The sequence below is a fragment of the Sorangiineae bacterium MSr11954 genome (genome assembly GCA_037157815.1).
In the GTDB taxonomy this organism is placed as follows: Bacteria; Myxococcota_A; Polyangia; order Polyangiales; family Polyangiaceae; genus Pendulispora; species Pendulispora albinea.
This window is the reverse complement of sequence record CP089984.1, coordinates 1,626,820-1,648,967: the sequence shown is the minus strand read 5'-3', so window position 1 is coordinate 1,648,967 and position 22,148 is coordinate 1,626,820. Positions and strand designations below refer to the sequence as shown.

Genomic DNA, 22,148 nt, shown 5'->3' with positions numbered 1-22,148 from the left:
ATTAGGGCGTGTCGTACGGGGTGGCGAGTACCTGGCGGATTTCCTCGGGGACCAGGCCGAAGCCTTCGGCGACCCGGAGCAGCTCCACATTGGTCGGCAGCTCGCGCAAATAGCTAGGAGCGTATGGCGTTTTCGCAAGGGCCCGCATGCGCGTCAACAGACGCGGGACGCCCCGCACGATCGCCTCGCGCGCTTCATCGTCCCGCCCCAAATCGCTGGAAATACGGTGAAGTGCGATAAAAATAGGCGTCTCGTTGAGCAGGCTGGGCGAGCCCTTTTCGACCAAGGACGAGGCGTGCTTCGCCAGCTCGTAGGCTCGGGCGTGCGCACCGCAGCGGCGCTCGGCCTCCGCCAAAAAGCCGAGCGCTACAGGTACGACATCGAGCATCTTGGTCGCCTGGTAGCCCTGGGCGGCGATGCGCAAAAGGGTCCGCGCGTGCTCCGCGTAGTCCGTGCGCACGCGCGCGTGAAGGCCCGCGTTGGTGGCGTCGTCCAGACGGAGGAACTCCAGGCCGCGGTAGTAGAGGACACCCAAGGTGGCGCGGTCGTGGGGAACCCAGCTCCCGGTGAGCGCTCCCTCCGCAATGGATCGCGGCTCCTCCAAAAGGCGATTGAGCTTGGGATCGGCGCCAAAGGTGGCGGTCCAGCCCAGCAGGTTCATTTGCCCGTGGCGCACCGTTCCGGGGGAGCCGATGGCTTGCGCCACCGAGATACCGGCCTCGATTTCGGCGCGCGCCTCGTCGCGTGCGCCCACGGTGGTGAGCGCAAAGCCGACATTGATCGTCAGGGTCGCTTCGCGCGTGCGCAGCCCCGCGGCGCTGGCGGCGCGCGCGGCGGACCTTCGCGCGTCGAGCGCTTCGCCCACCTCGCCGCGCGCCTGCGCCACCACGGCGAAGGTTTGCCATGCGTCGACGGCGGCGGCCGGGATCGCGTGCTCTTGTGCGATGACCAGGAGACGATCGGCGACCTCCGCCGCGCGATCGAGCTCGCCCGCGTAGGCGTAGCGCGCGGCCAGGGCGGCCGCCGAGCGGGCCTCTTCGTCGCTCAAGCCCGCGGCGCAGGCCTCGCGCCGCACTTGCTCGAGCCGCGCGCTCGTGTCCTGGCCGCCGCCGCACGCGTCCTCGTACCGAAGGCGCGCGCCGCGGGTGCGGATCTCGCTGGCCGCGTCGTAGACGTTCTCCTCCATGGCCCGCACGGCGGTGTCGCGCTCGCCGGCGCGCGCATCGAGGCGGCTCCACGCTTCGTCCAGGATCTGCGCGCGCGCGAACGCGACCGGCTTCTCCTCGGCGAAGACCAGCGATTTTTCGGCCATGGAGACGGCGTCGGCCAGCGCGTTGGCCGCGAGCGCGCGGGCGGCGGCCTTTTCGAGGTAGGCGGCGGCCTCCACGCTGCGGCCGCCCAGCTCGAAGTGCCGCGCCACGATCGCGTCGTCCTCGCCCATCTTGGCGAGCCAGCTCGCGGCGTGGGCGTGGAGCTCCTTCAGCAGATCTTCGCCGATGGACGCGTAGGCCACCTCGCGCATGAGGGCGTGCTTGAACGCCCACTCGCCGGTGCCGTGAAAGCGGCTCACGGCCTGCTCGCGGACGATGTCGGCGGCCGCCAGCGCGCGCAGGCTGTCGGACGCGTGCGGCACGGCGAGCGCGGTGAGCCCGGTCTCCCAGCCGGTGAAGCCGAAGACCGAGAGCTTCACGGCCGTCTCGCGAACGGCGTCGTCCAGCGCGTCGAGGTGCACCTGCATCGCGGCCTCGATGGTGGGCGCGGCGGTGGCGTCCTGGCCCTTGGCGTGGAGGCGCGCCAGCTCCTCGGTGAACAGCGGCGAGCCGCTCGCCTGCGCCACGATGGTGTCGATCACCTTCTCCGTCTTTTCGGCGTCGGTGACCGACTCCCCGAGCAGCGCCCGGGCGATGGTGCGCACGCTCTTCTTCGACAGCGGGCGCAGCTCGACCCGGACGTGCTCGCGCCCCACGAAGAGATCCGGGTTCTCGCGCCAGAGGCCCGGGCGCGTGGTGGCGAACACCCAGAGCGGTAGGCCCATCGACCGCCCGATCAAGTGATCGAGCAGCGAGAGGCTCTCGCCATCCACCCACTGCATGTCCTCGATGCCGATCACCAGCGGCCTTTGCCGCGCGACCGACATGCCCAGCTGGGTGAAGGCCATCCACAAGGCGTCGCGCGCGGCGCGCGCATCGGCCAGGGCCGGGAGCGGATCGTTGGCCATCAGCCGCGCGAGGAGATCGCGGCCGTCGCGGCCGTCGTGATCGCCCACCAGCTCCTTCACGGCCGTCGCCGCCTCTTCTTGCGTCACCCGATTGGAGACGCCGGCGAGCCCGCGTGCGATGCCGGCGGCGATGCCCAGCGCGTGCGTGCTGGAGAACGTCTCGCTGCGAACGAGCACCACGCGCGGCCCCGAGACGTGCGACGACACGCGCAAGAGCGCCTCTTGCCGCAGGCGGGTCTTGCCCATGCCGGGGGCGCCGGTCATGGTGGTCACCACCGGCGTCGCGTCATCGACGCAGCGCTCGAAGGCGGCCAGCACTTGCCCGAGCTCCGCCTCGCGTCCGACGAACGGTGCGCCGCCCACGCCCTCGAACTTGCCGGGCACCGGCTCGCCCACCAGGGCCGAGCCATCGGGCCGCAGCAAAAATCCGAAGCGGCCGCGCGCCAGCTCGGTGGTCGTTGTATCTGCAAGTACTTGCCCGCGTTTGGCGTCGCGCGCGAGCGCCGCGGCACGGTCGACCACCTCGCCCATGGGCCGCGTGCGATCGATGCGCGTGCGCCCCGTGGCCACGCCCACCGCCGAGTTGGCGCGCGAGAGGCGCATGGCCAGGTCGAGCGCGCGCGCCGCTTCATCGCCCAGCGCCTTGCGCACACCGAGGTGCGCCACCACCGCGTCGCCCCCGAGCTCGGTGGCGTCGGCCCCCCGCGCCCGCAAATTCGACAGGAGCCGCGCGCGCGGCGCGCCCTTGGGGACGTGGGTCGCCAGGATCGAGGTGACCAGGCGCGAGCCGCCGAACGAGGGGGTCGAGATGCCGCTCGAGGGCGGTGTGGTGATGGTGCTCGTCCCGGTGTCGTCCGGCACCACGCGCTCGACCCGCTCGTTGTGGAGCACGAGCTCCGAGGCCAATTTGCGCAGCTCGCGGGCCACCGCCTCCGCGTCCTGCGGGCGATCCATCGGCACCGTTTGAAGCAGCTGCCACATCAGCTCGTCGAGCGCCACCGGCACCTGCGCCACCACCTCCGAGAGGCGCGGCGCCTGCGTCGTCACCAGGCGCGCCAGGATGGCCACCGGGGTGGGGCCCACGTGCGGCGGCCGGTTGGCGATCATCTCGAACAAGGTGGCGCCGAGGCCGTAGAGGTCTGCCGCGGCGCTGATGTCGCTGTCGCCGCGCGCTTGCTCGGGCGCCATGTACGCGGGGGTTCCCACGATGGCGCCGGTGCGGGTCAGCTTGGCGTCTTCGGCCGAGGCCACGCCGAAATCGACGAGCTTGGCGACCAGCGGCACGTTCTTTCCGGGGCCGCTCCCGAGCAGGATCACGTTCGACGGCTTGACGTCGCGGTGGATGATCCCCGCGGCGTGCGCGGCCGAGAGCGCATCGGCGATTTGCGCGGCGACCTCGAGACACTGGCCGATGCTGAGCGGGCTTCGCTTTTGCCGCTGGGAGATGTCCTCGCCTTGCAGCCACTCCATGGCCACATAGGGCTGCCCCTCGTCGAGCTGCCCAAAGGCGACGAGCCGCACGATGGACGGGTGCACCAGCCCTGCGAGCACGCGCCCCTCGCGGTAGAAGCGCGCCTCTTCGCCCGCGTCCACCCCGGGGATGGCGATCACCTTGAGGGCGACCCACGAGCGCGACACGCGATCGAACGCGCGGTACACGATCCCCACGCCGCCGCGCCCGACCTCGCGCTCGATCTCGAACCGCTCCCCCACGACCGATGAAAGAGGCGTCGGAATCACGACGGGCGCCTCCTCAATGTTCTTCCTCCTCGGGCTCTTCGTGCGCGGGCGCCGGCGTCTCGCTCGTCTCGGCGCGGCGGCCGGTGCCGATGATGAAGACCTCGTAGCTCACGGTTCGTGTGCCCTCGGGCCGGATCAAGCGCTCGCCCGCAAAGTGTTTTCGAAGCTCCGTACGCGCCACCGGCAGGTCCTCCCCCATGAAGATCTTTCCGACGAAAGCACCGCCCACTTTCAACAGATTAGCTGCAACGGCAAGCGCGCGCATGAAAAGCTCGAAGCTTCGCGCTTGATCGGCGAAGCGATTGCCGCTCGTGTTGGGCGCCATATCGCTCAACACCACGTCGTAGGGCGCATGAAGCGCGAGCGCTTCGTTTCCGAGCTCCAGTGCATCGCCAACGAAAAACGATGCCTGCGGCGGCAGACCCACGTCGAGCGGCTTGAGATCGACCGCGAGCAGCTTACCGTTCGGACCGATCTTTTGAGCGGCATAGAGCGCCCAGCTCCCGGGCGCGGCCCCGAGGTCCAGCACCCGCATGCCCGACCGGAGCAGCCGCACCCGGTGATCGATCTCCTCGAGCTTGTAAACGCTGCGCGCCGGAAACCCTGATGATTTCGCTGCCTTGGTAAAGTGGTCCGGCTTTTTGTAGGGATTTTTTCCTCGCATGAAACCCGCGTCGTCAACAGGACATCACATCCTGTCCACGGCTCCTTACGCCCCAGGGAAGTGGCCTCTTTAACAAGAATCTGTCAGCAAGACGTCAGCGGCCTGTCAACGTAGTGTCGCGAGCGCCTCTTTGACGCCGTTCAAGTGGACCCCTGCGCGGAGCTCGGCGGAGAAAATTCGGCTGATACGGCCTTTCTTGTCGATGACGAAGGTCAGTCGCTTGGTTCGTTCGAGCAGGCCGAAAATGGACCCTTCGGCCCCGTAGAGCCGCACGATCGCCTTCTCCGGATCGCTGACCAGCGGAAATGGAAGGTGGTGCCGGGCGGCGAAGTCCCGATGGCTCGCCTCGGTATCGGATGAGACACCGATGACCTCGGTATCGTTTCCCCGAAGCTCCTCGTACAAATCACGGAAACCGCACGCTTCGCGGGTGCAGACCGGGGTAAAATCGCCGGGGTAAAAGTAGAGAACGATGTTTTTCTTCCCGCGGTAGTCCGAAAGACGAAAGGACTCCCCCTTGGTATCTTTCGCTTCGAAATCGGGAGCTTCGTCGCCGACCGCGAGCGCTGCATCGCGGCGAGTTTTGACTATTTCCTGATTTGCGCCGGTCATGGTCTCCATGGTCTATCAGCCACCCGGGCGCGTTGACAGAGTCATTTCCAAATGCTTTAAGGCCGCACCCTGCTTCCCGGGACTGGCATCGTCATGAACGACGTTTTCGTCTCGGCCCGCGTCCCGTTGTTCCCGTCTCGTTTGTCTCTGTCTCGTTTGTCTCGTTTTTCCGGCTCGTTTGTGAGCTCCGAAAGAAGGCCAAGTCATGAATACGCACCCGAAAATCGCCGAAATCGAGTCGAGCCAGCTCCGCACCGGGCTCCCCGATTTCCGCGTGGGTGACACGGTCCGTGTTCACTACCGGATCGTCGAAGGCGACAAAGACCGCATCCAGGTCTTCCAAGGCGTCGTCCTCAAGCGTCACCGCGCCGGCGCACGGAGCACCTTCACCGTGCGCAAAGTCAGCTTCAACGTGGGCGTCGAGCGCGTCTTCCTGAGCCACTCGCCCCGCATCGACAAGGTCGAAGTGGTCTCCAAGGGCATCGTCCGCCGCGGGCGCCTCTTCTACCTCCGCGACCTGCAGGGCAAGGCCGCCCGCGTGCGCGATCAGAAGGACGCCTGAGCGTCCGCGCTCTCGCGTCACGTCGCGCGATCGCGTACGTCGAACGAGCATATCCCAGCCCGGACCGATGGTTCGGGCTGGTGGCATTTAAGGTCCTTGCGCATGCCGCGGTGTCGCGCCGGCGGCATGGGCCTGAACCCTCGCGCGTCCGGGCGTGAACGCAAAAAGGCCCACCTCTTTGCGCGCCGTGGACCCGAGACGCGGAAGAAGTGGGCCTGTTTCGTTGGACGCTCTCGCCGCGACGTCGACGCTACGTGTCGCAACGTCGACGCTACGTGTCGCAACGTCGATGCTCCCCGTCGCGACGTCGACGCTCCCCGTCGCGGCGTCGGGCGCTACTTCAACGTCACCCCGGCGAGGGTCTGGGTGACATTGCTCCAGCGGATCACGCCATCCGCATAGGAGTAGTATGCGCTACCGGCGGCGCCCTCGATCGACACCAAGGTGCCGAAGACGTTCGCGGCCGCGGCTTGGGCGACGGGAAGCGGAAGCTCCACGGACGCACCGCCCGTGGTGGTCACGGTGACCTGCTTGAGAACGCCGTCCGGCCCGCCTTCATGGTTGTTCCAGACGATCTCGCCCTTTTGGAACGTCTCGGTTTGGGTCCCCAGCGCGCCATCGGAGCCCACGTGGCTCCCCAGCTTCAGGCCGACGGCCAGCTCCACCACATAGGGCGGAAGGGTGTTTTGATTGCTGACCTCCACGTGGAGGAGCTTGCCCGTGAACGTGTTGAAGTCGACCCGGCCCTTGGCGAAGAAGTCGTGATCGACGCCGCGCTCGTGGGTGCCGCGAACGTAAGCCCCCAGCCCCAACGCGGCCGCTGCATTTTGCGAAGCCCCCGCCACGCCGGTGAGGGTCACGTCCTCGAGGAGCCCCGTCTGGTTGTTGTACTTCACCGCGCCCGCGGTGAAGGTCGCGGTGCGGTAGTTGCCGGAGTCGCTGATGCGCACGAACGTCCCGAGCCGGCTGCGCGCAGCCGCCAGCGCCGCCTCACCCGACACGGCGGAGGACGCGCTCTTGAAGGTGACGTCGCGGACACTGCCCGTTTCGAGCGCGATGCGCACGTTGCCGTTGGCGAACACGTAGTAGCCGCTCCCCGCGCCGGCATCGAAGGACACGAACGCGCCGAGCTTCAGGAGAACGGCCAGATCGGCCACGTCCTTGGACAAACGGACGCCCTGCGAGCCGGTGACATTCACCTCGGTGAGCGTGCCGGTGAACGTCTCGAATTTCACGTTGCCCTTGGCGAACTTGAACGTCGCCACCGGGGAGGCGCTGTCTTGACCTTGCGCGGCGCCCAGCCCCAGCGCGCTCGCATACAGGTTGACCGTTTGAATGCCGGCGGCCAGCGCTTCCTGCGCCAACTCCACCGCCTCGGGGGCGCCGCCCTCGCTCGCGTCGGCGCTGGCGCAGCCCACGAGGGCCGCGGGAGCCAGGGTCGCGAGCATCGTCATCAAAGCAAATTTAATGTTCATGAAATGAAAAACCTCACTAAGGGGTTATTGGCCAATCGAATCGAAGGATTCGAAGGTTGCTACTCCAAGGTCACGGCCACGAGGCGCCCGGCACGTCGCCCCATGGAACGAGCCCGTCCTCGTGTCGTACTTCGCCGCGCTGGCGCCGAAGATCACCGCGCGGATATCGTGTTCTGGTCGAGCTTGGCGTTCATGGTGGGGCGAACCTCTCGACGGGTTCGATGAAAATATTTCGGATTCGAAGCCACGCGTCCTATCCGAACTTCGATTGGTCGATAGTACGCACGGCGGGAACGAATCCCCCCTTCGTTCACGCAAAAATCGTAGTCACCAATGCGCCAGATCTGGCGTTATCGGCGTGCGTTCACCGTGCTCACGAGCACATCGTGCAGCGCACGCGCGCTCTCTTTCCAGCTGCCCGGCCCCGCGCGCACGATCGCATCGGGATCCCACGTGCGATCGAGCGCCTCGAGCAGCGCCCGTGCGAGCGCACCGGCGTCGCGCGCGGGGACCACCAGGCCCGAGCATGGATCGGCGAGGCAGTCGGGGATGCCGCCGACATCGCTTCCCACCACGGGGCGGCCGCTGGCCAGCGCCTCGAGGACCACGTTGGGCGTCCCTTCGTTGTGGCTCGGCAAGGTGAACAGATCGCACGCGCCAACCCATGTCGCAATTTCACGCAAAGGCCGCGCGCCCGGAGCGATCAGCGCCCCATTCATCCGCGAAACGCGTTCGCGCACCTCGTCGCGCGAAACGCCGTCTCCCAGGAGCGCCAAGCGCACATCGCTCCGCACCGCGCGCACCTGATCGAAGGCCGCGAGGAGCTCCGCCAAACCTTTTTGCGGCTCCAGCCGCCCGCAAAAGACGATGAGCGAGCCCTCGCGCCCGATGCCCAGCTCGTCGCGGCACGCGCCGCGATCGCGCGGACGGAACAGCGACGTGTCCACCCCATTTCGAACGAGGTGGATGGATCCGGGCCGAGCCCCCAGCCCCTCGAGCAGCTGTGAGAGCGGGCGCGCCACCGAAACCAACGCGTCCGTGCGCGGCAGGATGCGGCGCATGTAGCTCCGCGCGGCGGGCATCTTGGCGACCACGTTCAAGTCCGAGCCGTGCACCTTCACCACGCTCGGCTTGCCCAGGGAGCGGGCAAACACGGTGGCCGCGCACCCATCGGGGTACGCCCACGTCCCTAGGACGATGTCGCTTTGCTTGGCAAGGGTCCGAAACGGCCAGAGCGACGCCAGATACAGCGGCAACGCCACCGGGATCCCGACCCGCGGCACATAGAGTTGCCGCACGTAGTGCGTCTCGATGCCCGCCACCACCTCGCGCTCGGGGAGCACCGCCAGCTTGGCCGCGCGCTCCGGCAGGCCCGTACGCTGCGCCAGCGGAACGTAGGGGATGGCCGCAAGCACGGTTAAATCGCAGAGCTTGGCGAGCTCACCGAACTGCTGCCGGTTGAACGGTGAGCTCAGCGGTTCGAGGCTATTTGGGAAAATCTTGGTGATGGCTAGGACGCGCATCGTCGATCCGGTGGTAGTCACGATACTGCGATGCGCATCCTTCACGTCGTTCAATCGTTGGACATGGGAGGGCAAGAGCGGCTCATCTTGCACCTCGCCCGGGCGCTCATGGCCCGCGGGCATCAGGTGGGGGTCGCGTCGCTGACCCTGGGCGGCGTTTTGCGGCGCGAGTTCGAGGGGATCACGGTCATCGACGTGCCGCGGCAGCACGGCTTCGACGCCATGATGATCGCGCGGATGGCCAAGGCCCTGGCCGACTTCGAGCCCGACGCCATCCACACCCACAACCCCTCCCCCATGTTCTACGCCGTGCCCGCCGCCCGGCTTTTGCGCATCAAGAGCATCGTGCACACCAAGCACGGCGCCAACATCTACGGAAAACGCTCCCTCCACGCGGCGCGGGTGGTCGCGCGGTTCACCACCGCCTTCGTGGCCGTCTCCGAGGGCACCGCCGACGCGGCGCGCGTGAAGGAGCGGGTGCCGCCGTCCTTGCTCCATGTGATCCCCAACGGCATCCCCCTTGCCAGCTTCGGCCCCAACCCCGAGACCCGCGCCCGGGTGCGCCGCGAGCTGGGCATCCCCGAGGATGCGTACGTGGTGGGATCGGTGGGCCGGCTCGCCCCCGAAAAGGACTACCCGCTCCTGGTTCGCGCCATGAGCGAGGTGCTGGGCCCAAATGTCCGGCTGGTCCTGGTCGGCAGCGGCCCTTCGCAGCGCGATATCGAGCGGGCGATCGAGGCCCTGCCCGAGCCGAAGCGTGCATGGTGCATCCTTACGGGCTCGCGAAACGATGTGCCCGATTTGCTGACCGCCTTCGACGTGTTCAGCTTGACGTCGCAAACGGAAGGGCTGCCGCTGGTGATCCCGGAGGCCATGGCCACCGCATTGCCGATCGTGGCCACCGCCGTGGGCGGGCTCCCCAGCATCGTCTCGAACCAGGTCGGAATTTTGGCACCCTATGGCGATGCCCCCGGCCTCACCGCCGCCATGGCCGCGCTTCGCGACGATCCCGAGCGACGCAAGCGCATGGGCGAGGCCGCTTGCGCCTACGCGCACCAGCGCTTTTCCATCGAGGAAATGACCGATCGTTACGAATCCCTCTACCGAGGTGTGCGATCGCGCGCGACGAAAGAGCAAACGCTAGCATCGATCGCATAGTCCAGCCGTTTTCCCGCTCCCGGCGCCGTTCCGTTCTCGGCCCGCTCTCCCGTCCTCGCCCGCCCGCCTCTCCTCCTTTTTTCCCCGCTTCCCCTTTCCCGCGCGCTCTTACCATGTTCGCCCTCCCGATCTACGCCGCCGGCAACGTGAGCGACGTCGCGGCGACCGCGGCCATCACCCAGGGGATCAACGACAACGTCATCCAGACGACCGACTCGCGCAATGACGTCGATCGGCACCCGGCCGCGTTCACGGGCCTGGAGTCGACCCTCACCTTTCGCATCACCGAGCCCGATACCGACGTTCACGGCCTCCGGCTCCGCGTGCGCGGCCAGTATTACCAGACGCTCGACGGCTACCGGGTCAACGATCCCGATGGAACGGCGCAAGCGTCGTATGCGAGCTCCGTCACCCTCGGCAAATTCTCGACCCTCACAGTCTCCGCCTCCGGCACCATCACCGCCCTCACCTCGGCCCGCGTGGGCGACGGCACGCTCCTCTTCACCATCGACCCGAGCACCACGCAGTCGACCTTCACCTTGGTCCAGGGCGCCTTCACCCTGCTGCACGAGCTCTCGCCGCGATGGCGCGTCCGCGAGGGCGGAGGATTGCTCGTCACCAGCACCATCTCGGCGCCACCCTTCATTCTGGCCGGCGGGCAAGAGCTGGATCGGCGCGGCCTCGACGGTCTCCAGCCTTACGGCACGGTGGGCGTGCTCCACGACATCACCCCGCGAAACACGGGCGATCTCTCGGTCACCTACCGCTACACGTACTCGCCTTACTCGCTCGATTTCACCTCGTCGCCGCCGCGCGCGGCCGGGCCCCAGCGCATTCATCAAGTGATCCCCGACGTGGGGCTCTCGCATCTCTTCACCCCCGACTGGCTCAACCTCGTCCGGGTCGGCTTGAGCATCTCGTCGGCGCCCAACTTCAGCGACGATAAAAAGCCCATCATCCTCCCGGTGTTCACCGAGGAGATTCACTTTACGAACGAGCGCTGGGCCTTCATCGGCGTCACCAACTTCTCCTACGGCAGCGTGACCCCGCGCCTTGGCTCCGGCCCCACCCTCGGCTTGCAGGCCTCCCTGGTCGGCACCCCGTACCCCACGGGCAAATTCCGAAACATGATGATGACCGCGCAAGCCACGGCCACGCGCGCGAGCCTTCAAGCCTCGGGCTCGGCGTCGACCACCATCAACGCCGTCGGCGGCTCGATCGAGGCCCGCTACCCGCTCACCAAAGGCCTCGGCATCAGCGCAGGCTACGACGTCCGCCTCTCCACCATCCAAACCACCGGCTCCGACGCCGTCCCCTTCTTCCGCCAAATCGTCTTCGTGGGCCTCTCCGCTTACTTCACCACGGACGGCACGATTCCCGTCTTGCAGCTCCTGAATTCGCCCTTCCGCCCCGCGGGTTGATCGATGGCTCCGCAAGAGCCTTACGATTCGAATCGAATATCGACCGCCGACGCGTAGCGCGATAACGCCAACCCCCTTTCCGGGCGATGAGCGCATGCAGCGCGGCCCACGTGCTCCGTGGAGCGCTCCGCCGACGTCAACGGCGATGGCCAATGTGGAGAGCTCCCTCATGTCGGGCTCCCCGCATACGTACACGCAGAGCGTAGGCGCAGCAGAACGAGAAACTCGGCAACGCGGCCCCGTTCAGAGCGTAGGCGCAGCAGAACGAGAGGCTCGGCAACGCGGCCCCGTTCGCGCGTTCGATCATTTGCAGACTGCAACATTACACGAATGGACGAATTCGTCATCATGATGTAATAATCCGTGGCCACGGAGAGTCCTCATGAGCCCTCTTGTCGATGTCGAGCGTCGCCCGCCCCTCCTGCGTGTCACGATCCGCCGCCCGGAAGTTCGCAACGCCGTCGACGGTCCGACGTCGCTGGCGCTGGCCGAGGCATTTCGTCGCTTCGAGGCCGACGATGAGCTCTCGGTCGCCATTCTCACGGGGGCTGGCGGGCACTTTTGCGCGGGCGCCGATCTCAAGGCGGTGGCCAGCGGCGAGGCCGAACGGCTGCACCTGCTCGAACCGCCAACCGACGATGCGCTCGGCCATGGACCGATGGGACCGACCCGGTTTCGGCTCTCGAAGCCCGTCATCGCCGCCGTGTCGGGCTATTGCGTCGCCGGAGGGCTCGAGCTCGCGCTCTGGTGCGACCTCCGCGTGGCCGACGAGAGCGCCGTTTTCGGGGTCTTCTGCCGGCGCTTCGGCGTCCCGTTGATCGATGGAGGGACCGTGCGATTGCCGAGGGCCATCGGCATGAGCCGCGCGCTCGATATGATCCTCACCGGCCGCGCAGTCGGGGCACGGGAGGCCTTCGAAATCGGTTTGGTCAATCGCCTGGTGAGCGACGTGATGGTCGAGGCCGAGCAGCTCGCGCTCCAACTCGCGGCCTTTCCACAGCGTTGCATGCGCGGCGATCGCCTGAGCGCCTACGAGCAATGGGGACTCTCTCCCCATGCCGCCCTCGAAAACGAGTTTTCGAAGGGGATGGATTCGCTCAGCGCCGGCGAAGCGCTCTCCGGCGCCACCCGTTTTACGCGCGGCACCGGTCGGCACGGTACGTTCGAATGAGGCCGGCCGAGCTCGACCGCGATGGACGTGGTCCTCGGCGCATCATGGATCCACCCGCTGCGATACTTCGGACTTCACGACGCGCTCGAAGAAGTCCACTTTCACCGCCGCCGTGCATCGCATTGGATCGATGTCGATGTTGCAATGCGTCGAAACGACAGCGCGCGATGATTGCAAATCCTTTTTTGCATCGAATTACGATTTTGCGTGAGCGTTCCGCCGAGATGGCCGACGTTCACGATTGACCCGATCGACTCGTCTGCCATCGTGACCCGCGCATCCGAACCCACATCCTTGGAGGATCGCTCATGCGCACCATCACCCGCAGCTTGCTCGTGGCGGCAGCCACGATGGCATCGGTCGTAGCCTGTGATTCGGAGTCACCCGTAGCCTCGGGGGCGCCCGAGCCCGCGTCGTCCGAGCTTCGACTCGGCGACGAGGCGCTCGACCCCGACGAAAATCCCGGCGAGGACGAGGCGCTCGCGCAGGGCGAAGCCGAAGCCCTCGCCGCCGAAGCCCGCGTCGAATCGCGCGTTCGAGACCTCCTCGCGCGCATGACGCTCGACGAGAAGATCGGCCAGATGACCCAGGCCGAACGCCTGGCCTTCGATCCGGCGCACGGCACCCCCGTCACTGACATTCGCGATCTCGGGCTGGGGAGCTTGCTCTCCGGCGGCGGGAGCACACCGCCCGGAAACACACCGGCCGATTGGCGCAAGATGATCGACGACTTCCAGAAGCTCGCGCTCCAAAGCCGGCTGGGGATCCCGCTCATTTATGGCGTGGACGCCGTGCACGGCCACAACAATGTGTATGGTGCAACCATTTTTCCGCACAACATCGGCCTCGGCGCCTCCCGCAATCCGGGGCTGGCGCGGCGCATCGGGCGGGCCACCGCGGAGGAGGTCGCGGCCACCGGCGCGCACTGGACATTCAGCCCTTGCCTCTGCGTGGCGCGCGACGAGCGCTGGGGACGAACCTACGAGAGCTTCGGCGAAAATCCGGAGATCGCCAGCGCGCTCTCGACGATCGTCGATGGGTACCAGGGCGTCGCCGGGAGGCCGGGCAGCATCCTCGCCACCGCCAAACATTACGTGGGCGACGGCGGCACCGCGTTCGGCAGCAGCACCAGCGGCAGCTACTTGCTCGACCAAGGCGATACGCGGGTGAGCGAGGCCGAGCTGCGCGCCACGCACCTGGTGCCGTTCAAGGCGGCCATCGCGCGCGGAGTCTCCACGGTGATGACCTCGTTCTCCAGCTGGAACGGCACCAAGCTGCACGGGCACCACTACTTGGTCACCGACGTGTTGAAGAAGGAGCTCGGCTTCAAGGGGTTCGTCATCTCCGACTGGGCGGGCATCGATCAGATCCCCGGCGATTATGCGCACGCCGTCCGCACGGGCATCAACGCCGGCGTCGATATGGTCATGGTCCCGTTCGACTACAAGCGCTTCATCACCACGCTCAAGGCGGAGGTGGCGGCCGGAAATGTCACCGTCGCGCGCATCGACGACGCGGTCTCGCGCATCCTGCGGGAGAAGTTCCGGTTCGGCATCTTCGAGCACCCCTTCTCGAATGCGCGCTTCGATCGCAGCTTCGGCGGCAAGGCGCACCGCGCGCTGGCCCGCAAGGCCGTTCAGGAGTCGCTGGTGCTCCTGAAGAACGAAGGGCGCGTCCTGCCGCTCGATCGAACGGGGACCAAGATCCTCGTTGCCGGAAGCAATGCCAACGATCTTGGCAACCAAACCGGCGGATGGACCATCACGTGGCAAGGGAGCAGCGGCCGCCAGACGGTTGGAACCACCATTCTGGAAGGGCTGCGCGCCAGCGTCGATCGCCGGAGCAAGGTGGATTACGTGCCCGCGCCCACCGCGGATCAGGCAAAAGGCTACGACGCCGCCGTCGTGGTGGTCGGCGAAACCCCCTATGCGGAGGGCGTTGGCGACCGCCGCGATATGCCCCTCGACGCGGCCGATCGAAGCGCCATCGACAATGTGTGCGGGGTCACCAAATGCGTCGTCGTGGTGGTCTCCGGGCGACCGATCATCGTGACGGATCGCATCGGAAAAATGGGCGCGCTGGTCGCGGCGTGGCTGCCGGGAACGGAGGGCCAAGGTGTGGCCGATGTGCTCTTCGGGCGCAAAAACTTCGTGGGGAAGCTGCCCATTTCGTGGCCCAAATCCGCGTCGCAGCTCCCGAGCCACCCGGAGGATCCGGGCTACGATCCGCTGTTTGCATACGGCTTTGGTTTGAAATACTAACGAGGATATCGAAGCTCCGCGCGTGACAATCCATCGTAGGCCCCACAGGTTCCGAGGCGTTCGTTTCGATATGTCTCGGGGGTGGGGCCATGACGATGAAATGGGCGGGCCTTTGGGGGCTCGCGCTGCTGTGCCTATCCGTTCCACAAGCGGCTTGCTCGGCCGAACGAAATGATTTCGCGGCGGCGCGCGACGGGCTCACGGGGGCCTCGCAGGCGCCGCCAGCAGAAGCGCCTCGCGCATCGCGCTGCAGCGAGACGGACGAGCGGGTGCGTTGCTCCAGGGAATCGACGCGCGTTCGGCTGCGCCAGGTGCATTGGCAAGTTCCCGACGGTCTGCCTCCGGAGGGCGGCTTTCCCGTGGTGCTCTTGTTCCAGGGCTCGTTCTTCAGCGCCGAGTGGGCCTGGGACGCCGACCGAAATACCGCTTTTTCGTCGTATTACCAAACACGGACGATCAAGCAGCTGCTCGACCATGGATTTGCGGTGCTGACCCCCGAAACCCGAGTTGGCGGGCTCACGTTTTGGGATACGAACATCGTGCCGTTCTCGGAAAATTGGGAGTGCGCGCCCGATCACGCGTTCATGCTGGATATCTTCTCCGCCATCGACGATGGCACCTTCGGGCCGCTCGACGGCAAACGCCTTTACGCGGCGGGCATCTCCAGCGGAGGCTATATGACGAGCCGCATGGCCATCGCCTACCCGGGGCGATTTGCCGCGCTGGCGGTGCACTCGGGCTCGTACGCCACCTGCGCGGGGCTCGCGTGCTCGATCCCCGCGCTCGACGCGGCCCACCCTCCGACGCTCTTCTTGCATGGCGCGGCCGATGCGCTCGTGCCCATGGTGACCGCGGAGCGCTACCGCGATGCGCTCACGGCGGCTCGGGTCGAGAGCCGCTTGATCGCGGATGCCCGGGCGGGGCATGAATGGATCGCGGCGGCGCCGGACGCCATGGTCCAGTGGTTTCAGGCCCACGGGGCGCCCCGCGCATCCGGCGCGCGCGACGGGGATCGTCCGAGGCAAAGAGAGCCGTAAAAAAGACGAAGAACGCCCACAACGCCGCGAGGTGCAGCAGCATCGCCACACCGCCGATGCGCGTGAACAGCACGCCGGAGAGGGGCGGGCCGATGAGCATGCCCACCGCGTACGAGGCATTGTAAAAGCCATTGGCGCGGCCCAAATCGGCGGACGGTGTCACCACGCCTTGCAGCGCGAGGCTCACCGGCGAAATCGAGGCCAATGTTGCCCCAGCAACGAAAACCGCCGCGCACATCGAGGCGAACGAGGGGAGCAGGACGAAGCTCGCGACCATGGTCCCCCCCAGGGCGCCCAAGACGCGCATCACCAGGAGGTGGCCGTAGCGATCGCCGAGGCGCCCCATCCACGTGGCCGCGCTGAGCATGCCCAGCGCGAAGAAGGCCGTGATGTAGATGGTCTGCTTCTCCTCGATGCCTTTGCTCTCCACCAGGTAGAGCGGCAAAAACAAAACGACCGACGCTTGAAAATAGCCATACGAGAAGGTGGCCAAGCACGACGTCTTGATGCGCCAGAAGACGCTGGCCGCGCGGCTCGATTCCGTAGCCGGCGCGGGCGGCTCGCCGCTGGCCTCGGAGGCGCGCGGGGCGCGTTCGTCGAGCAGGGCGAAGATGACGGCGGCGGCCGCGCACGCGAGGATGGCGGCGGCGATGAAGGCGGCGCTGGTTGGAAACACCGAGACGACGGCGCGGGCCAAGAGCGGCCCGACCACATAGCCGATGGCGAGCGCGATGGCGTACAGGCTCATGACGTACGCCTTGTTCGACGGCGACGATCGCGAGAGCAGCGCGGTCTCGGCCGCGACCCAAATGCCCACGGAGAAGGCGCCGTCGAAGAAGCGCACGAGGCTCAACCCGGCGACGGTGGTGAGAAACGGAAACGCCGAGACGCAGACCGCATATCCGAGCAGCGCGCCGAGCATCGTCTTCTTGGCGCCGGCGCGGGCGATGAGCCACCCGGCCGGGATCGAGAGCCCCGCGATGCCCACCGCGAACGAGGCCGACAGCGCGCCCATCGCCAGCTTGGGGATGCCGTGGGCGCTCAGATGAATGGCCAGCACGGCGATCGAGACGCCGTAGGCGATCCCGAGGAGCAGGACCGCGCCGTTGATCACCCAAATGTTGCGGTCGTCGATGCGGCGGGGCACGCCCGCCATTTACACGAAATGGGCGAACACCGCCCGGATCTCGTCACCGCGTCCTCGGCCCGCGCCGGGAGCAGCTGCAAAAGAATGCGCGCCTCGAAGGGGTCGAGCGACTCGGCGCTCACCAGGCCGCGCGCCAGGAGGTCCTCCTCCGAGAGCCCACGAATCCATACGTGCGGCGGAGCACCGGGCCGCCCGTGCAGCGTGAGGCCAGGGCCGCCGGGATGCGCGCCTCGAAGCTCGGAGAGCACGGCCGCCGCGGCCACCGTGACCTGTCTGGCGCCGACCGGCCACCACCAGGCCATCGAAAGCCCTCGAGGAGGTCGCGCCCATTGGCCCGTAGCCTGTCATTGGCTTTACCGCATCGCCATCGCGCCAAGCTCGACGAGGACTCTTTCATTTGCCAAAAACTCGGCCCCGCCCGCGGGAGCAGGCCACGATAACGCACATGCGAATACTCGTCCCAACCCTCGGTGCCATGCTCATCCTCACTGGCTGCTCGAGCTCGGGACACAGGCGATGGGCGCCCAATGCGGCCCTCGCGCCGCCGGTCGCCGATGCGGAGCCCGCATCGCCCGAAGCCTCCACCCGCATTTCCGAAGTGATTACGTATGCGGAGGCGCAAGTCGGAAAACCTTATTGCTGGGGAGGCGAAGGCCCCCGGTGCTTCGATTGCGCGGGCCTCGCGCAAATGGCATGGAGCCGCGCCGGGGTGCGCATTCCCCGAACGTCGCATGATATCGCGCGATCGTTGCCGGAGGTGGCCATGGACGAACTGCGCGCCGGCGACCTCCTCTGGTGGCCCGGCCACGTCGCCATCTACGAGGGGAACGGGTGGATGATCGAGGCCTTCAACTCACGCCGGGGCGTGGTGCGCCGCCCGACGCGCTCCTATCCGCCGCGCCGCGCGTTTCGCCCGGTGTTCGCGCCGCGCGACATCGCCCGCTGGCCCTAGGTCGCGGAAGGAGGCTCGCGACGGGCGGCGGGCCGGGGTGTCGCCGCGTACCACTCGTCGGCCACGTGGCCGAGCGCTTCGAGGGCGCTGCATAAGCGCTGCAAGCGCTCCGTCGCGGCATACGTTACTTGCGGCGGCACCGTCTTCTCTTCGTGGCGATGGACGAAGCCCTGCGCTTCCAGCATGCGGAGGCGCTCGGTCAAGAGGCGCGACGAGATCCCCGGGATGCGGCGTTTGAGGGCGCCGAACCGGCCGGGGCCCACCTCGAACAGAGTCCACACGATGTGCATCGTCCAGGGGCCGGACAGGGTGGCGAGCAGGAGGTCCGTCGGGCACTGCGAGCGGCCATGGGTCGAGTGGGTCATCGTGGTTACTCTCGCGTGCCTACTTTACATGCCGGTGCCCGAGCGCAACATCCACGCGCATGAAACTTCTCGTACTCGTGGGCAGCCCGCGGCGCGCGGGCAACTCGGCCGTGCTCGCCGAATCCGTTCGCCGCGGCGCCGAATCCGCAGGGACCGACGTGACCCTTCGCTTCCTCGACGACCATATCGGGAGCTTCCTACGCGACTGCCGCACGTGCCGTCTGCCGAACGGCGAGTGCTCCATCGCCGATGGCTTCCGCGATCTCTTCGACGATTTCCTGGCGTGTGACGGCGTCGTCTTCTGCTCGCCCATCTACTGGTACGGCCTCTCCGCGCAGACCAAGGCGTTCTTCGATCGCACGTTTTGCTACTACGCGGCGTCCCACCCGCGCTCCGCCGAGGCGCTCGCGAAGATGGCGCGCAAACGGATCGGCCTGGTGCTCGCCTCGGAGGAGACGTACCCGGGCGCGGAGCTCGGTATCGTGCATCAGATTCAAGAGTTCTCGCGCTATACGCGCTCCGACTTCGTGGGCGTGGTGCGCGGCTCGGGCAACCGCCGCGGCGAGGTCGTCCACGATCCCAGCGGCCCAACCTTGGCCGCCGAACGGCTCGGACGCGAGATCTTCATCCGAAAATATTCGGACTACTACCTCGAGACGCCGCGCAGCCCCACGGTCTGGAGCCTGGAAAAATGATATGACTCGCACACACGGAGGCGCGCGGCTCGCCGCCCCCTCCGTTCAACGCAGCGGCGTGCGGCTTGCCGCACCCGATTTTCAACGCGGAGGTGCGCGTGGTCGCGTCGTTTCCCACCTGGCTGATCCTGGTGGCCATGGAGATCGAGGAGCAAGCGATCTTGAGCCGCCTGCCGGACCGCCGCATCATCGCGGTGAACTCGCGACTCGGTGTGCTGGTGGCAGCGGCCACCTTCGGAGCCCACTCGATCGTGGTCGCCCGAAGCGGAGTCGGTCTCGTGTACGCGGGGCTCCACACCGCGCTGATCGCGTGCCACTACCCGATTCACGTGGTCCTCTCCCTCGGCGTCGCCGGCTCCCTGCGCCCCGAGCTCGAAATCGGTGATCTGGTGATCGCGGAGCAAGTGCTTCAACACGACGCCATCTGCTCCACCCCGGAGGGTGAAGAGTTGATGGCGCCCGGACAGCTGCACGTCTCCCTGCCCAAAGATCAGCGCCCGCCCCCTCCCTTCATCCCCGACGCGACCCTTCGTCAGGCCATCTGCGACGGGCTAAAACGGCAACCCGGCCGCAGCCTCTACAGCGGCACCCTCTTGTCGGGCAGCGAATTCTGCGCCGATCCCGCGCGCAAAATCGCCTTGGCGCGCAAGCACCCCGGCGCGCTCGCCATCGACATGGAAACCGCCGGCGTCGCGCAGATCGCCCAGAAGCTCGCCCTCCCCTTCCTCGCCATCAAATCCATCGCCGATCGCGTCAACCCACGCTCCTCGATCGCGCAAGACTACCTCGCCTCCCAACAACGCGCCGCCGAGAACGCAGCGTGCATCGTGGATTGGCTGATTGACTCGTTCATGGGGAAGTAACCGCCGCAAGCGACCTCGCCGTTGGTCCGTGCGTGGCGGCGTGCCCGCTGGTAGAATACCTCGATGAGTTCTCCCCCCGACGAGTCCAACGACGAGCTCGAACCGACGCCCGAAGAGGTCGACGGGATCCGTCTTGCGCTCGAAGAGATCGATCGCGGGGAAGCTTTGCCCCTCGAAAATGTGATGGCCGAGCTCCGAGAGGAGCTGCAAGCGCTCGAGGAAGTTCGCGTGCGCCGCCGCACCGGATGAAGATCCTTCTCTCGCCACGCGCGCAACGCGATCTCCGCGCGTACCTTTTTTACGTCGCGGCGACCGCCGATCCCATGGTGGCCGAACGGGAGCGCGCGCGCATCCACCGCGTGCTCTCCGACTACGCTTCCCTTCCAACCGATGGCCGAATGATCGTCCTCCAAAGCGAACGCGGAGAGCGACGCGTTCACCGGTGGATCGCGCATCCCTTTCATCTGTATTACGAGCGCCGAGGTGACGTGTTTTACGTGGTGCGGCTTTACCACGCCGCGCGACAGCCGCTGGAGCGCGGTCCCCGCTAGAGCGAAGTCACCGCAAGGACGAGGAGGCGGGCGACTTGGTCGGAGCGGCCGTTGTCGTCGGAGGCGAGGAAGAGGAGGCGGCGGCCGTCGGGGAGGAGGGGGCCGACGGTGAGAGCTTCGTAGTTTTCGAGGATGGGGTTGGGCTGCGGGCCCTTGTGGGTCACGCCCGCGCACGTGAGGTTGCCCAGATCGGCCACGAGGATTTTGTCGCGCACGGCGGTGGTATCGTCGAGGGAGGGGACGCCTGCGACGTTCTTCGCGCCGGTGAGGTCGATGCGGAAGATGCGCACGGTGTTGCCGTAGCCGTGTTGGAAGCCGCGCTCCAGCACCAAGAGCTCGTCGGCGGAGAGGGCGGCCAGCTCCGAGACGCCCATGTCGCCGCCGCCGCCGCCAGCGCCCAGGGGCTCGGTGCGGTAGGCGAACTCCTCGTCCTTGGCCGTGGTGAGATCGTGCCGCCAGATGCGCACGACGGTGCCCAGCGCTTTGGTGGCGCCCGGACCGTCGGATGCCAGGGCGGCCTCGTTGGCGCTGAACAAGTAGCGGCCGTCGGGCGAGAGGGTCAGGCTCTCCAGGCCTTTGTTGGAGATTTGCTTCGCGTAGTCCGAAGGGACGTTCATGGTCTGAATGAACGCGCCCCGCGCGTCGAAGTGGGCCAGCACCGGCTCGCTCTCGTTGGCGACGACGTAAAAGCTGCCATCGGGCAGGCGCACCAAGCCTTCGCCGTCCCAGCGGTCTTCGAGGTAGCCCGAGAGCAAAATGGGCGTGCCCGCCGACCAGGAGCGATAATCCGGGCTCGCCACGAACGATACGATCTTGGGCGCCTTGTCCTCGATGGCATAGAGCGTCCGCGTGGCCTCGTCGAAGGCGGTGCCCGAGAGCTCGTGGGTCCCGGTGCCGCGCGGAAAATCCACCACCGCATACGCGCTCACCGCGGGCGCGCCCGTTCGCTCCGTCGCGAGGGACGCGCCCTCGCACGCGTACGCCTGCGGGCTCGGCGCCCGCGAGCACCCGTGGGAGCACCCCGAGGCGACCAACATCAACGCCGCGACGGTCTTGATCAAGGGCGTTCGAATTTCTTGTAGTTCGCAGGGACCTCGAACTTGCTGTCGTCGATCTTCTTGGCCTCGATGCGGGTGACCACCATCCGCGATAGCTCTTTCCCGAACGGGTCGAACTCGATGGACCGCAGAGGGAACATCTTCTTGGTGCGCACCTCGTTCGCGGCCTCCGGGGTGCTGGCCGGCGGCCGCAAGAGCGAAGCCCCGGGGAGCAGCGCGCCGAAGTCGAACGCGGCCAGGCCCTCGGTGATGCACGTCTCGGTGCGCTTGCCGTTCGCGTGCTGGATCTTCCAGATTTCGCACTCACGCCCGGCGATGGTCTCCTTCTCGCCCGTCTTGCGAACCCCCGGCGCCCCGTTGGGATCGGCGGTGGCCATCGCGGCGGCCGCCTTTTGCATGTCCATTTCGAGCCACGACTGCGCCTCGTCCATCACCAGCAACGCCTTGCCCCCCGGCCTGACGATGGCGTGCGAGTGCTTTCCATCGACCGACGAGTCGAGCCGAACGCGCCCCCCGGACGTGGAGAAGACCATCTCCGACCCGCTGCTGTTGGGCCTTTGGATCTGGAGGGCGATCTCGCCCTCGAAATCCGCGCCGCTCTTTTTGCAACCGAACGCACCCAGTAGAACGAGAGGAACGCACAGGGTGCGCAGGAGCGATTGGACCATGCTTCCA

20 protein-coding genes and 1 pseudogene are annotated in these 22,148 nt (G+C 67.1%); 11 read left to right on the top strand and 10 right to left on the bottom strand.

What is annotated here, in order from left to right:
- Position 1: 1 nt before the first annotated feature.
- The 3 genes from LZC94_06805 to LZC94_06795 all read right to left on the bottom strand — a co-directional run bounded on the left by LZC94_06805 (position 2) and on the right by LZC94_06795 (position 5,234).
- Positions 2-3,958, bottom strand: a complete 3,957-nt coding sequence (locus tag LZC94_06805; protein WXB16977.1) for a protein kinase — start codon at positions 3,956-3,958, stop codon at positions 2-4.
- A gap of 13 nt (positions 3,959-3,971) precedes the next feature.
- Positions 3,972-4,622, bottom strand: a complete 651-nt coding sequence (locus LZC94_06800) for an RlmE family RNA methyltransferase (protein ID WXB16976.1) — start codon at positions 4,620-4,622, stop codon at positions 3,972-3,974.
- Positions 4,623-4,727: 105 nt separating this feature from the next.
- Positions 4,728-5,234, bottom strand: coding sequence for a peroxiredoxin (locus tag LZC94_06795; GenBank protein WXB16975.1), 507 nt, complete (start codon positions 5,232-5,234; stop codon positions 4,728-4,730).
- 205 nt (positions 5,235-5,439) lie between these two features.
- Here LZC94_06795 and rplS point away from each other — a divergent pair, with 205 nt between their 5' ends.
- Positions 5,440-5,796, top strand: a complete 357-nt coding sequence (rplS, locus tag LZC94_06790; protein ID WXB16974.1) for a 50S ribosomal protein L19 — start codon at positions 5,440-5,442, stop codon at positions 5,794-5,796.
- Positions 5,797-6,131: 335 nt separating this feature from the next.
- Here rplS and LZC94_06785 read toward each other — a convergent pair whose 3' ends face one another.
- Positions 6,132-7,271, bottom strand: a complete 1,140-nt coding sequence (locus tag LZC94_06785; protein WXB16973.1) for a hypothetical protein — start codon at positions 7,269-7,271, stop codon at positions 6,132-6,134.
- A 350-nt stretch (positions 7,272-7,621) separates the two neighbouring features.
- The gene (locus tag LZC94_06780; GenBank protein WXB16972.1) at positions 7,622-8,794 is read right to left on the bottom strand and encodes a glycosyltransferase; all 1,173 of its coding nucleotides are present in this window, start codon (positions 8,792-8,794) and stop codon (positions 7,622-7,624) included.
- Positions 8,795-8,824: 30 nt separating this feature from the next.
- On the opposite strand from LZC94_06780, the gene LZC94_06775 reads away from it, so the two are divergent.
- The 5 genes and pseudogenes from LZC94_06775 to LZC94_06755 all read left to right on the top strand — a co-directional run bounded on the left by LZC94_06775 (position 8,825) and on the right by LZC94_06755 (position 15,536).
- Positions 8,825-9,952 carry a glycosyltransferase gene (locus LZC94_06775; protein ID WXB16971.1) on the top strand — a complete coding sequence of 376 codons (1,128 nt, stop codon included), beginning with the start codon at positions 8,825-8,827 and terminating at the stop codon, positions 9,950-9,952.
- A gap of 113 nt (positions 9,953-10,065) precedes the next feature.
- Positions 10,066-11,373, top strand: a complete 1,308-nt coding sequence (locus tag LZC94_06770) for a hypothetical protein (protein WXB16970.1) — start codon at positions 10,066-10,068, stop codon at positions 11,371-11,373.
- A gap of 382 nt (positions 11,374-11,755) precedes the next feature.
- Entirely contained in the window at positions 11,756-12,544 is a 789-nt protein-coding gene (locus LZC94_06765) for a crotonase/enoyl-CoA hydratase family protein (protein ID WXB16969.1), read from the top strand.
- Positions 12,545-12,852: 308 nt separating this feature from the next.
- A complete protein-coding gene (locus tag LZC94_06760) occupies positions 12,853-14,805 on the top strand; it encodes a glycoside hydrolase family 3 protein (protein WXB16968.1) in 1,953 nt (650 codons plus the stop codon).
- A gap of 95 nt (positions 14,806-14,900) precedes the next feature.
- Positions 14,901-15,536: pseudogene (locus LZC94_06755) on the top strand (hypothetical protein).
- Between the two features lie 142 nt (positions 15,537-15,678).
- On the opposite strand, the gene LZC94_06750 reads toward LZC94_06755, so the two are convergent.
- Both LZC94_06750 and LZC94_06745 read right to left on the bottom strand, forming a co-directional pair.
- Positions 15,679-16,989 carry an MFS transporter gene (locus LZC94_06750; GenBank protein ID WXB16967.1) on the bottom strand — a complete coding sequence of 437 codons (1,311 nt, stop codon included), beginning with the start codon at positions 16,987-16,989 and terminating at the stop codon, positions 15,679-15,681.
- Positions 16,953-17,291, bottom strand: a complete 339-nt coding sequence (locus LZC94_06745) for a hypothetical protein (GenBank protein ID WXB16966.1) — start codon at positions 17,289-17,291, stop codon at positions 16,953-16,955. Before LZC94_06745 ends, LZC94_06750 begins: the two co-directional genes overlap by 37 nt.
- Positions 17,292-17,434: 143 nt before the next feature.
- Here LZC94_06745 and LZC94_06740 point away from each other — a divergent pair, with 143 nt between their 5' ends.
- Positions 17,435-17,941, top strand: coding sequence for an NlpC/P60 family protein (locus tag LZC94_06740; protein WXB16965.1), 507 nt, complete (start codon positions 17,435-17,437; stop codon positions 17,939-17,941).
- On the opposite strand, the gene LZC94_06735 is transcribed toward LZC94_06740, so the two are convergent.
- The gene (locus LZC94_06735; GenBank protein ID WXB16964.1) at positions 17,938-18,306 is read right to left on the bottom strand and encodes a helix-turn-helix transcriptional regulator; all 369 of its coding nucleotides are present in this window, start codon (positions 18,304-18,306) and stop codon (positions 17,938-17,940) included. The two genes, LZC94_06740 and LZC94_06735, sit on opposite strands and share 4 nt — an antisense overlap.
- Before the next feature lie 59 nt (positions 18,307-18,365).
- Here LZC94_06735 and LZC94_06730 point away from each other — a divergent pair, with 59 nt between their 5' ends.
- From LZC94_06730 to LZC94_06715, 4 genes are all read left to right on the top strand, one after another.
- Positions 18,366-19,001 carry a flavodoxin family protein gene (locus tag LZC94_06730; GenBank protein WXB16963.1) on the top strand — a complete coding sequence of 212 codons (636 nt, stop codon included), beginning with the start codon at positions 18,366-18,368 and terminating at the stop codon, positions 18,999-19,001.
- Positions 19,002-19,066: 65 nt separating this feature from the next.
- The gene (locus LZC94_06725) at positions 19,067-19,864 is read left to right on the top strand and encodes a 5'-methylthioadenosine/S-adenosylhomocysteine nucleosidase (protein WXB16962.1); all 798 of its coding nucleotides are present in this window, start codon (positions 19,067-19,069) and stop codon (positions 19,862-19,864) included.
- A 63-nt stretch (positions 19,865-19,927) separates the two neighbouring features.
- Entirely contained in the window at positions 19,928-20,113 is a 186-nt protein-coding gene (locus LZC94_06720; protein WXB16961.1) for a hypothetical protein, read from the top strand.
- Positions 20,110-20,415, top strand: a complete 306-nt coding sequence (locus LZC94_06715) for a type II toxin-antitoxin system RelE/ParE family toxin (protein WXB16960.1) — start codon at positions 20,110-20,112, stop codon at positions 20,413-20,415. Before LZC94_06720 ends, LZC94_06715 begins: the two co-directional genes overlap by 4 nt.
- On the opposite strand, the gene LZC94_06710 is transcribed toward LZC94_06715, so the two are convergent.
- Both LZC94_06710 and LZC94_06705 read right to left on the bottom strand, forming a co-directional pair.
- Positions 20,412-21,476, bottom strand: a complete 1,065-nt coding sequence (locus tag LZC94_06710) for an esterase-like activity of phytase family protein (GenBank protein WXB16959.1) — start codon at positions 21,474-21,476, stop codon at positions 20,412-20,414. The genes LZC94_06715 and LZC94_06710 overlap by 4 nt on opposite strands.
- Entirely contained in the window at positions 21,473-22,141 is a 669-nt protein-coding gene (locus LZC94_06705) for a DUF4412 domain-containing protein (GenBank protein ID WXB16958.1), read from the bottom strand. Before LZC94_06705 ends, LZC94_06710 begins: the two co-directional genes overlap by 4 nt.
- Between the last annotated feature and the right edge of the window lie 7 nt (positions 22,142-22,148).

What these genes read in the sequence shown, in the direction of transcription:
- LZC94_06735 (WXB16964.1), bottom strand. Translation starts at nt 18,306, where the DNA reads ATGACCCACTCGACCCATGGCCGCTCGCAGTGCCCGACGGACCTCCTG.
- LZC94_06705 (WXB16958.1), bottom strand. Translation starts at nt 22,141, where the DNA reads ATGGTCCAATCGCTCCTGCGCACCCTGTGCGTTCCTCTCGTTCTACTG.
- LZC94_06715 (WXB16960.1), top strand. Translation starts at nt 20,110, where the DNA reads ATGAAGATCCTTCTCTCGCCACGCGCGCAACGCGATCTCCGCGCGTAC.
- LZC94_06730 (WXB16963.1), top strand. Translation starts at nt 18,366, where the DNA reads ATGAAACTTCTCGTACTCGTGGGCAGCCCGCGGCGCGCGGGCAACTCG.
- LZC94_06760 (WXB16968.1), top strand. Translation starts at nt 12,853, where the DNA reads ATGCGCACCATCACCCGCAGCTTGCTCGTGGCGGCAGCCACGATGGCA.
- LZC94_06770 (WXB16970.1), top strand. Translation starts at nt 10,066, where the DNA reads ATGTTCGCCCTCCCGATCTACGCCGCCGGCAACGTGAGCGACGTCGCG.
- LZC94_06780 (WXB16972.1), bottom strand. Translation starts at nt 8,794, where the DNA reads ATGCGCGTCCTAGCCATCACCAAGATTTTCCCAAATAGCCTCGAACCG.
- rplS (WXB16974.1), top strand. Translation starts at nt 5,440, where the DNA reads ATGAATACGCACCCGAAAATCGCCGAAATCGAGTCGAGCCAGCTCCGC.
- LZC94_06795 (WXB16975.1), bottom strand. Translation starts at nt 5,234, where the DNA reads ATGACCGGCGCAAATCAGGAAATAGTCAAAACTCGCCGCGATGCAGCG.
- LZC94_06785 (WXB16973.1), bottom strand. Translation starts at nt 7,271, where the DNA reads ATGAACATTAAATTTGCTTTGATGACGATGCTCGCGACCCTGGCTCCC.
- LZC94_06775 (WXB16971.1), top strand. Translation starts at nt 8,825, where the DNA reads ATGCGCATCCTTCACGTCGTTCAATCGTTGGACATGGGAGGGCAAGAG.
- LZC94_06765 (WXB16969.1), top strand. Translation starts at nt 11,756, where the DNA reads ATGAGCCCTCTTGTCGATGTCGAGCGTCGCCCGCCCCTCCTGCGTGTC.
- LZC94_06720 (WXB16961.1), top strand. Translation starts at nt 19,928, where the DNA reads ATGAGTTCTCCCCCCGACGAGTCCAACGACGAGCTCGAACCGACGCCC.
- LZC94_06800 (WXB16976.1), bottom strand. Translation starts at nt 4,622, where the DNA reads ATGCGAGGAAAAAATCCCTACAAAAAGCCGGACCACTTTACCAAGGCA.
- LZC94_06745 (WXB16966.1), bottom strand. Translation starts at nt 17,291, where the DNA reads ATGGCCTGGTGGTGGCCGGTCGGCGCCAGACAGGTCACGGTGGCCGCG.
- LZC94_06740 (WXB16965.1), top strand. Translation starts at nt 17,435, where the DNA reads ATGCGAATACTCGTCCCAACCCTCGGTGCCATGCTCATCCTCACTGGC.